Annotated in this window: 7 protein-coding genes; 6 read left to right on the top strand and 1 reads right to left on the bottom strand. The window is 64.8% G+C overall.

Annotation, left to right across the window (positions count from 1 at the left end; translation table 11 throughout):
• Positions 1 to 963 precede the first annotated feature (963 nt).
• From G4L39_RS05825 to G4L39_RS05805, 5 genes are all read left to right on the top strand, one after another.
• Positions 964 to 2,964 carry a DUF2075 domain-containing protein gene (locus tag G4L39_RS05825; RefSeq protein WP_205880818.1) on the top strand — a complete coding sequence of 667 codons (2,001 nt, stop codon included), beginning with the start codon at positions 964 to 966 and terminating at the stop codon, positions 2,962 to 2,964.
• Between the two features lie 305 nt (positions 2,965 to 3,269).
• On the top strand, positions 3,270 to 5,657 hold the full coding sequence (locus tag G4L39_RS05820; protein WP_165106638.1) for a DUF6600 domain-containing protein: 2,388 nt from the start codon (positions 3,270 to 3,272) through the stop codon (positions 5,655 to 5,657).
• 30 nt (positions 5,658 to 5,687) lie between these two features.
• The gene (locus tag G4L39_RS05815; RefSeq protein WP_165106636.1) at positions 5,688 to 6,707 is read left to right on the top strand and encodes a hypothetical protein; all 1,020 of its coding nucleotides are present in this window, start codon (positions 5,688 to 5,690) and stop codon (positions 6,705 to 6,707) included.
• Between the two features lie 166 nt (positions 6,708 to 6,873).
• Positions 6,874 to 7,377, top strand: a complete 504-nt coding sequence (locus G4L39_RS15390) for an acyltransferase (protein ID WP_205880817.1) — start codon at positions 6,874 to 6,876, stop codon at positions 7,375 to 7,377.
• A 79-nt stretch (positions 7,378 to 7,456) separates the two neighbouring features.
• Positions 7,457 to 8,296 (top strand): glycosyltransferase family 2 protein, encoded by an 840-nt coding sequence (locus G4L39_RS05805; protein WP_165106635.1) that lies wholly within the window; start codon positions 7,457 to 7,459, stop codon positions 8,294 to 8,296.
• 43 nt (positions 8,297 to 8,339) lie between these two features.
• Here G4L39_RS05805 and G4L39_RS05800 read toward each other — a convergent pair whose 3' ends face one another.
• Complete coding sequence (locus G4L39_RS05800) at positions 8,340 to 8,993, bottom strand: M50 family metallopeptidase (protein ID WP_165106633.1); 654 nt, start codon at positions 8,991 to 8,993, stop codon at positions 8,340 to 8,342.
• A 294-nt stretch (positions 8,994 to 9,287) separates the two neighbouring features.
• Between G4L39_RS05800 and G4L39_RS05795 the strand changes: the two genes are divergently transcribed.
• Positions 9,288 to 10,175: a sensor histidine kinase gene (locus G4L39_RS05795; RefSeq protein WP_205880816.1), complete on the top strand. Its 888-nt coding sequence runs from the start codon at positions 9,288 to 9,290 to the stop codon at positions 10,173 to 10,175.
• Positions 10,176 to 10,221 lie beyond the last annotated feature (46 nt).

Here is a 10,221-nt window from a genome sequence, read left to right as displayed (position 1 = left end):
ATCCGGGTGGGTGGATCCGCAACGCTCAACACGGGCTTGAGCCACGCCGAGGTCATGGGAACTGTCGACCCACCTCCTACCACAACCCCAAACCCTGTCAACAAAAAAATTGCGACCACAAAAACCTTCGCCCTTGCCACCCCACCACGAAGGCATGGAGGGACTGAACCACAGAGACACAGAGGACACAGAGAACGGCTGGAAATGAAGACACAAGGCTATGCTTGGAACAATACGGCGGCGGTTGCTGTCCGGCAAAGTGTTCCGCAGCCTTTTACCCCTGGAATAAGTCGGGTGGCCGGCACACCTGCTTGAGATCAGCAGCTCATTACAGGCGGATTCGAGCGGACCGCGAGGACGCGGTCCATCCCGACCTGTCGGAGCTCGCAAGGGCACCGGCCGATTGAGTCGCGCTGCAGGTTCGGCGCGGGCACCGGGGTCTGCCTTTTCTTGCGGACCGCGAGGACGTGGTCTCTCCCAGGCAACCATTGCGGGGGCACGGTCCTCCGTGCCCGGTGGTTTCGAACGGTGTGGACGCAGGCCAACCTGGATTGAGCCGACAGGGGTCAGGTAAGTTGGACCGGGACGTCATCTTGGACCTGTCCGGCGGTCAGGTACCCGGATCGAGGGTACGTCACGGGAATTCAGAATCGCGCGGCATCCGTCGGGGCCGGGCACATCGCGGCCGGGCCTGTCTGGTTCTTGTGCAGCAGGGTGGTTTCCCGCGCCCTTGCGGACCCGAAGCTCTTCACGGCCTTCGCGCTCCGGTGCATCAGGTCGCGGTGCTCGCCGGCGCTCAAAAGTCCCAGCGAGATCCGGGAGCACCCTGCCGGGGTTTCCATCCCGGGCGGGTCGGGATGGGGCGTTTGGCCTGTGGGGAGTGCTGATGGAGATCTGGTGGCGACCGGAAAACCCTTTGAAGAAGCCCGTTGCCGGGGCAGAATTGTATGCGTGCGCGGTCCCATGCCGGCCCAACCTTCGGAACCGCTCATCCGACGAGCCTGGTACCAGGGCTCGATCGAGGAGTTTTGCCGATCCAGTAGCGGGGCGGTGCTGGGTCAGCTCGCCCGCAACAGCACCTTTGACGTTGATCAGTCCCAGATCCGGGCCTGGAACGAGGAAATTGAGATTCTTCGTCACCAGCTGGCCGGTTTGCCGGGCTGGATTTTTCTGGAATTTGCCATTCCCCGCATGGGCGCGCGGGCCGATGCCATTGTGTTGCACGAGGCGGCGGTGTATGTGCTCGAGTTCAAAACCGGGGAGTCCGGTCCCACCTCGTGGGCGCGGGAACAGGTTTGGGACTATGCACTCGACCTGAAGAATTTCCATGCAGGCAGTCACCATGCCTGGGTGGTGCCCGTACTGGTTGCCGCCGAGGCCGTCCCGGGCTCGCTCGACGGCGTGGAGCACGATCCCGACCTGGTGTTTCGTCCCATCTGCACTTCACCGGGCTCGTTACGTGCGGTGTTTGAAGCGATTGCACGGCGTGTGCGGGGAGCCGCCATTGATCCGGTGAGCTGGGCCCGGTCGGTCTACCGACCCACCCCCACGATCATCGAGGCCGCTCGTGCCCTGTACGCCAACCATTCCGTGGAAGACCTGGCCCGGAGCGACGCGGGCGCGCGCAACCTGGCCGAAACTTCGCAGTGTCTCGAGTCGATCATCCGGGAGGCACGGGAGGGTCGAAAGAAAATGATTTGTTTTGTGACGGGCGTACCCGGTGCGGGCAAGACGCTGGCCGGGCTGAACCTGGCCGCACGTCATCCGCGGGAGGCGTCACCATTTCACTCGGTGTACCTGTCCGGGAATGGTCCGTTGATTGCGGTCCTGCGGGAGGCGCTGGTGCGAGATGAGGTGCGTCGCCGAAGGGGCCGGGGTTCTCCGGTTTCGAAGGCCTCGGTTCTATCCACGGTCAAGGCGTTCATCCAGAACGTGCATCATTTCCGGGACGAGGCGGTGGCCGATCCGGGCGCTCCGGCGGAACACGTGGCCATCTTTGATGAGGCCCAACGGGCCTGGACCGCGGAGCAAACCGCGCGGTTCATGCGTCAAAGGCACGGCATCAAAAACTGGTCCCAATCCGAGCCCGAGTTTCTTCTTTCCTGTCTTGATCGCCATGAGGACTGGGCGGTTGTGGTTTGCCTGGTGGGGGGCGGTCAGGAAATCAACACCGGAGAAGCCGGCATTGAGGCGTGGCTGGAGGCCGTCGGTTCGAGGTTTCGGCATTGGCACGCCTGCATTTCCCCCCGGCTGACGGATTCCGAGTATGCGGCCGGGCGTGCCGTTGCCATGGCGTCTGCCTGGCCGAATGTGCGGTTGGAGGAGAGTTTGCATCTGGCCGTCTCCATGAGATCCTTTCGTGCCGAAAACGTGTCCGCCTTTGTGAAAGCCCTGCTCGATTGCGATCGGGCGGCGGCTGAGAGGCATTGGGAAAGGCTTTGTTCCACCTACCCCATCGTTCTGACGCGGGACCTTAAGACCGCGAAGGATTGGGTGCGCAAACAGGCCCGGGGCTCTGAACGTTACGGCCTGCTGGCCTCTTCTCGCGCCCTGCGGCTGAAACCTCACGCCATCGACGTCCGGGTCAGTGTGGACCCGGTATGCTGGTTCCTGAACGATCGGGACGACATCCGGTCCAGTTACTATCTCGAGGACGCCGCCACGGAATTTCAGGTGCAGGGACTGGAGGTGGACTGGGCGTGCGTGACCTGGGATGCGGACCTGCGCCTCGGAGGTGGGGGCTGGGAACATTATGATTTCCGGGGCACGCGCTGGTGTCGGGTGGCGTCACCGCAGAGACGCAAATATTTCGTGAATGCCTATCGTGTGCTGCTCACGCGCGCCCGACAGGGCATGGTGGTGTTTGTGCCGCCCGGAGATCGCAGTGACCCCACACGGCTGCCGGAGTTCTATGATGCCACTTATGATTACCTGCGGCGTTTGGGGTTGCCGGTCCTGGACTGATGGCTGAGAACCACGGCCGGCTGAAGTGCGGCCCGGCCGGGCCGGCGAAAAACGCAAAAACGCGGTCCTACAGGTCGTTTCTGGACCTCCATCGTCCCCGGCTGCGTTCGACATCATCGGGTCGGAATCCGGAGAATGCGTGGCGGGATCGGTCACCCCAGGCAAGTCATTGTCGCCGAGGTGCGTACCTGCTTCGGCATCCGGAGCCCTGAATACCGGGGTTGCCCGGGTAGTCGAACCCGTTGGGAGACGCCGCCGGGCAGCGGTGGCAACCCGGGCAAACAAGCGGTAGATTGGAGTGGCTTATGAAAACCGGCATGCCGATCTTGAGCGCAGGTGTTGCCAGCCTGCTGCTCTGTCTGATCATGGCCGGGTGTGCCCGCGCCACCCAGCCCGAAAACCGGGCCGAGGGTCAAAGCGCCGCCGCGTCAACCAACCCAACCAATGCCGAACCCGTCGCTGTCGGGGCACCAAAATCCGGAGCGGCCTCAGCCACCGCCGATGACGCCATCGGATTGGAAGTGCCCGAGATTCCGACCGACGAACCCGCGGCCGCACCGGAACCGGTCCTGCCCCCGGAACGGCCCGAACCTGCTCCCGGCGCCCATGTAATTTCCGTGCCCGAGGGTTTGAACCTTTCGCCGGCAGCGCAGGAACTGGTGAGGCTGGCCCGGGCAGCCGTTCCCGATTCGGTGATGCTGGCGTTTGTGACCAACAGCACCCGCACGTTCAACCTGGGGGCCGAGCAGATTGTGTATTTGCACGACCTGGGCGTTTCCAGCGAGGTGATCCGGGCCATGATCGAGCAGGATCGGCGGCTGCGCGAACTGGGCGGGCAACTGCCGTCCCTGGGTGACACGGCCGCCACTGCTGCGGCCCAGTCCGCTGCACCGGCCACCGCCCCGGCGCCGGAAATCAGTGCTTCCGCTCCCCAGTTTGTCGCACCTGTTACCAACGCACCCGCCGAAGCGCCCCCGGAAACGGCTGCCGCCCCCGCCGCCACCACCAACGTCACTTATCAGTACTTCTACGACGCGCTCTCGCCCTACGGCACCTGGGTGTACGTGGATGGCTACGGTTATTGCTGGCAGCCGAGCGTGGTGATTCGTCAACCCGGCTGGCGACCCTACTGCCATGGGGGACGTTGGATTTACACCGACCACGGCTGGTATTGGCATTCGGATTACACCTGGGGATGGGCCACGTTTCATTATGGACGTTGGTTCCTGCATCCGCGGTGGGGTTGGTGTTGGTGGCCGGACACGGTATGGGCGCCGGCCTGGGTGACCTGGCGGTATCATCCGGGGTATTGTGGTTGGGCGCCGTTGCCGCCTTACGGCAGTTTTACCGGGTTCGGCTTCGCCTACAGCAGCTACGGGTTTGGCTGGAGCTGGTTCACGTTCGTTTCGTGGAGCCATTTCCACGATCGGCACCCGCACCGGCACCGTGTGAGGGACGACGATTGCAAACGACTGGTGGACGAATCCCGCCCGGTCAAGGACGGTCTGGTCCGGGAACGCGATCGGATTGTGAACCGTGGCATTGACCCTGAGCAGGTTCGTGAACGCACCGGGCGCGAGGTGCGACCCCTTCGGATTCGACCCGAACCGGTGGAAGGAACGCAGCCGACCTCTTTGATTGCTGCGCGAGAGCGCTGGGAACCGGCCCGCGGCGAGGTTGTGGCGCCGCGACTTCGCATTTCCGGCCCCGCGGTGGCCCGGGTGCCCGGTATCAGCCGACCTGAACGGCCACCGGCGCCCCCGGCCGCCGTGGCAACCGCTCCAGCGGGCGAGGCCGCACCGGGTCGCGAGCCGGCGCTGCGTCCCGGTCCTTTGCCTCAAACTGAGCCCGGGGCCGGCCTACGCGCCGCTCAACCCATCGTCCGCACCCACAGGGTCGAATCGCGGTCCGCGTCGGTTGAGACCCGGCCCGCACCGCCCGTCCGGGCACCCGAACTGGCCGCCCAATCGGGTCCCGAGCCCGCACCGGCTCCGGTGGAGCAGCCATCCCTGACGCAATCTTTCGGCACCGGTCCTCTTGCACGCGGCGCCGAAACGCCAAACCGCGTCGGTGAAAGAGGCAATGGGATCCCACCCGCCCGGCCGATCCGGTCCGAGCCACGCAGTCAGGCCACCCATACCTGGACACAACCCTCGACACCAGTCCCGCAACGGCCGACCGCAGCGGCGCCGCAACCCTCGCCGGCAATTCAGTCCCGACCTGCTCCGGCACCGGCTGCCTCGACCCTTCCCGCGGCGCCTCCTGCACCCACTGTACAACGGCAGCAGCCGAACAATGTGATTGTGATCCGGCCCAGCACGCCGCCCGGGTTCAATTCCCCGGCGCCGCATCCGTCGGGCGGGGCCGGCACAGAATCTTCGTCCCGCTATCGTGTCTTCTCAACGCCGGCTCGGCCCGAGGTGCGGTCAGCTCCCGCACCGGCGCCCGTCCGTCCGGCCTCGCCGCAACCGGCGCCTGCACCCCCTGCGGTCCAACGACCGGCACCACCGCCGGTTCAGGTTGCACCCGCGCCAGTCCCAACGGCACCAGTTCCGGCGCCGGCAGCTCCTGCACCTTCAGCTCCTGGACCTTCTGTACGCCCGGCACCGGCCACGCCGGCGCCGCCGTCTGCACCTCCGGCCGGCACCGGACGTGGCGGGGCTGCGCCGGGTCGGTCCCGGGACGCCCACTGATGCTTTCGCAGTACGCGATTGCCTGCGATCATGATCCATTTCACCGTCGCATCGTCATCTGAAACGCGGTCGCCGGATCCGATCGGGCGCTGGCCGCTGAAGCTGGTGTTCACGCTCCCCGGGCTGATCCTGCTGCCGCTTCTTGTGGCCGCCCAGGGAACCGGCACCAACCTCTTCTTTACGGGGTTTGAGGCGTCCGAGGGTTATGACATCCGGTACACCCTGGTGGGCCAGCAAGGTTGGTTGGGCATGGGCACGGGGGGTAACGGGTTGGTGGAGGATTTCTTTCCCGGTCAGGGACAGCAGGCATACATCGGTTACTGGCCGCCGGAACACTCCAACGAGACGGAAACCATTGTGTGGCGGCCGTTGAATTTCGATCCGGTGTCGGCCGGGTTGCCCGTGGTGGAGTTTTCGGTGCTGATGAGCATTGAGGATTCCTCCAGCACCAATGGCCAATACGACAACTTCCAGTGGCAGGTGTACAACCACCGGACCAACCGGTTGTTCACCCTCGATTTCGACAACTTTTATCAGGACATTTCCTATCGGCTTGACGGGACGAACGAGTGGACAACCACTCAGGTTCGGTTCACCAACGGTGTTCCGGAGCTGTTGGTGGTGACGATGGATTTTGCTGCCAACCGGTGGAGCGCCACGTTTGGGGGCCGGCTCATCGCCACCAATCAGCCGCTCACCACCACCGGTGCATTGCTCACCCTCGGCGAGATTGACGTGGTATGGGTTTATTACGATCCGGCCCGGCCCGGTGACAATTACCTGTTGTTTGACAACTTCCGTGTCGTGGCGCGGCCGGCCGTGGCGCGGCCCCGGCTGACCCTTCTGGAGCGGACGGAGCGTGGCCATGTGTGGCTGCGGTTGCAGGGGCAGCCGGGGGTGCGGTATGTCCTCGAAGCGGCTGCCAGCCCCGTGGCGGGGTCGTGGTTGCCGTTGCGCACCAACGCCAGCGGCGACGGGATCCTGGATTTCATCGATACGTCGGCCTCGAACGTTCCTGCGCGGTTTTATCGGGCCCGGGTGTTACCGTGAACATGGCGGGTGCCCGGCCAACGCGGCTCAGGTCCTCGCGGACTCCGGGCTGAGGACGAACCGGCTCCGGCCCGCCGCGGGGGAGGTTGCGGGCATTCCTTCGCGGGGACTGCGCGCGGGCAAAACCCGGGCTCGCCTCTCCGGCCGGCTCGGCTATCCTGCCGTCATGAGCTCAGCTGGCATGCCCGAATTCGCTCGCATTGCGCCGGACGTCAAACTCGGTCGCAACGTCCGGATTCACGCGTTTGTCAACCTGTACGGGTGTGAAATCGGCGACGACACCCGGATCGGCACCTTTGTGGAAATCCAGAAGAACGCGCGGATTGGTGCGCGCTGCAAGATCTCCAGTCACACGTTCATTTGCGAGGGGGTGATTATTGAGGACGAATGTTTCATTGGTCACGGGGTGGTGTTCATCAATGACCGGTACCCGCGCGCGGCCAACCCGGACGGCACGCCGCAGAGTGAGAAGGATTGGCAGGTGATCCCCACCCGGGTGTGTCGGCGGGCCTCCATCGGCAGCGGCGCCACGATCCTGTGCGGGGTGACCATTGGCGAGGGCGCCATTGTGGGGGCTGGCAGCGTGGTGACGCGGGATGTGCCACCCCGGACCATTGTGGCGGGCAATCCGGCCCGTGTACTGCGGCCGGTTCCTGAAACGGCTCCGTGAGTCGAGTCCGGCCCGGTGTCCGGCGCTCCGGGGTTCTCATGCCGTCGGGTTCGGACAGCGCCGAGGGATTGGTCCGGTGATGCGGTTCACGATCGTCACACCCAGTTATCGTCCGGGTCCGTGGCTGCGGCTGTGCATTGCTTCGGTGGCGGACCAGGGCGTGCCGGTCGAACACATTGTCCAGGACGCCGGTTCCGACGACGGGACGCTGGAATGGTTGCGCCACGATTCGCGGGTTCGGCTCCAGGTCGAACCGGACCAGGGGATGTACGATGCCATCAACCGCGGTCTCCGTCGCGGCACGGGGGAGATCTGTGGCTGGCTCAACGCGGATGAACAGTACCTGCCGGGCGCACTTCGGGCCGTGGCCGATTGCTTCGAGGCACGGCCGGAGGTGGACGTGGTGTTCGGCGACGTGATCATGGTGGACGGGCGGGGTCAATACCTCTTCCATCGCAGGGTTGAGCCGCCCCGCCTGGCCCACACCTGGACATGCCATCTCAGTACGTACTCCTGCGGGATGTTTTTCCGGCGCCGGCTCCTGGATCCGGGCGGCTTTTGGCTGGATCCCACCTGGCGTTACGGTGGGGACGGCGAATGGATGGTGCGGCTGTTGAGGGCCGGCATCCGGATGACCGTACTGGGCCGGTTCACCTCGGCGTTCACCTGGACCGGGGGGAACCTGAGTCGGCAGCAAGGTGCCCGGCAGGAATGGTTGCGCCTGCGCCGGACCGCCCCCTTGTGGATGCGCTGGCTCACACCGTGGTGGGTGTTGACCCATCGGCTGCGCCGCTGGTGGCTTGGCAGTTATCGTCAGGAACCCTTCGAGTTCGCCATCTACACGCTGGAAGATCCCACCCGGCGGCGGATCCAATACGTGGCGCGGCCGGTCGGGCATTGGACCGAACCGTGCGTGTGAATTTCCGCGTCCGGGTGCGGTGACATCCCCTCCGGCCGGGTCCTCAGATCACGCGGCTCAACCACAGCCAGACCCGGGCCGTTTCCTGCCACCACCATCCCAGCACGGTGCCCAGCGGCACCGCCCCCGTCAACAGCCCCAAGCCCAGCATGGGCACCAGGAGGTTGCCCAACACGATGATCACCAGGGAAAAGAACCAGCCCTGGCTGGTGATGTCGGGCTGCCGTGTTTGGAGCACCTGCCAGGTCAACGTCACGTGAAAGGCATACGCAGCTCCAAGGAACAGGTATAACCACTCCGGGTGCCGTCCCCAGCCCCACAGCAAATGACCGAGGCCGAACCCCACCAGGACGAGCACCACGTAAATCGGGACGAAGTATGGGGCCAGGGTTACCCACCAGTTGGTCTTGCTCACGAGCACGTGTCCGCCCCGTGCGCTGACCCGCATGCGTTTGACCCGGCCCCCGCACAACCAGGCTGCCAGGGCATGGGTCAGTTCGTGACCAAACACGTAGAGCCACATGGGCCGTGGCAACAGCCAGAACACCACCACCCAGCAGGCCGCCCCGCAGAGGAATGGCAACCAAAAGGTGGCCATGCCGCCACTGGCGGAAATCACCCGGGCCAGCGTTTGAAACGCCCCCACACAGAGCGGCAGCAGGAACACCGCCACCAACGCCTTGAGCCACCGCGCCATACCCCCATTCTCCCCGGTGCGGTCGGCCCGTCAGCTTTTTTTCTTTCCGGCGGGAAGCGTCGCGGTTCGGGAACTTGAAAGGTTCGCCGGGTTGGAGTAAAGAGGCCTTGCAGGCTTATGTCCGGGCCCACCCACACCGGCAAAGCCGGATGCCTCGGGGTTATCCCATCCGGGACTCTCGGACGTGTTTCCGCAGCCTTTGCCTGCGCGGTCGTTTTGCTGGGGGTTGCGTGGTTGTTTTTCCTGGTTTGGTGGGCCTCGCAGAACCTGCCGCTTTGGACACGGGTGGGTCTTTTGGGTTTCGGTGTCTTGTGCATGGTCACCCTCGTGGTGACCTTTGGGTGGCTGCGAAGGGAGGTCAACCTGCGGTGCCGCCACGAGGACGCACTGCAAAAGGCCAACCGCTCCCTCGAAACCGCGCTTGCGCGCGCCCGGGAAGCCGACCGACTCAAATCGGCATTTTTGGCCGTTATGAGCCACGAACTGCGCACCCCGTTGAATTCGATCCTCGGGTTTACCGGTGTTCTGTTGAAAGAACTGCCAGGGCCTCTGAACGAGGAACAACGCAAACAGCTCACCATCGTACGCGACAACGCCCGGCATTTACTGGACCTGATCAATGACGTCCTGGACCTTTCCAAGATTGAGGCGGGCCAGATGAAGGTTGCCTCGGCCCCTTACAGTGTCCGGGAGGTGGTGACGCGGGCTGTGGAGGCCGTTCGCCCGCGGGTCGAGTCCAAGGGCCTGGCAATGGAACTTGCGCTGCATCCGGCGGTGGACCGCGCCGTGGGCGATGCCCGGCGGGTGGAGCAGATTCTCCTGAACTTTCTCGCCAACGCCGTCCGGTTCACCGAGCAGGGGCGAATCCGGGTTTGGGTGGACCTGGTGGAATCGGCACGCGAGCTCCGGTTCCGCGTTGAGGACAAGGGCTGCGGCATCGCGGCAGAGAACCTGGAGCGAATCTTTCAACCTTTTGAGCAGCTCCAGACCGGACCCGGCCGCCCCCATGAGGGAACGGGCCTGGGTCTGGCCATTTGTCGGCGTCTGGCCGACCTTTTGGGCGGGCGCATCGAGGTGCACAGCCAACCCGGTCAGGGGAGTGTGTTCACCTTGCTGCTGCCCGTTGAACCGCGGGGAGACCCGGGCGCATCAGAAGCGCGGAGTACGGGTCCCGGCTCATGAACAAACCGACATGAGCATCCTCCCGGCCATGCAAGTGCCGCATGTG

It is taken from the genome of Limisphaera ngatamarikiensis, from assembly GCF_011044775.1.
GTDB lineage: Bacteria > Verrucomicrobiota > Verrucomicrobiia > Limisphaerales > Limisphaeraceae > Limisphaera > Limisphaera ngatamarikiensis.
Note: the sequence above shows the minus strand (reverse complement) of the source record. Positions and strands in the feature narration are given on the sequence as shown.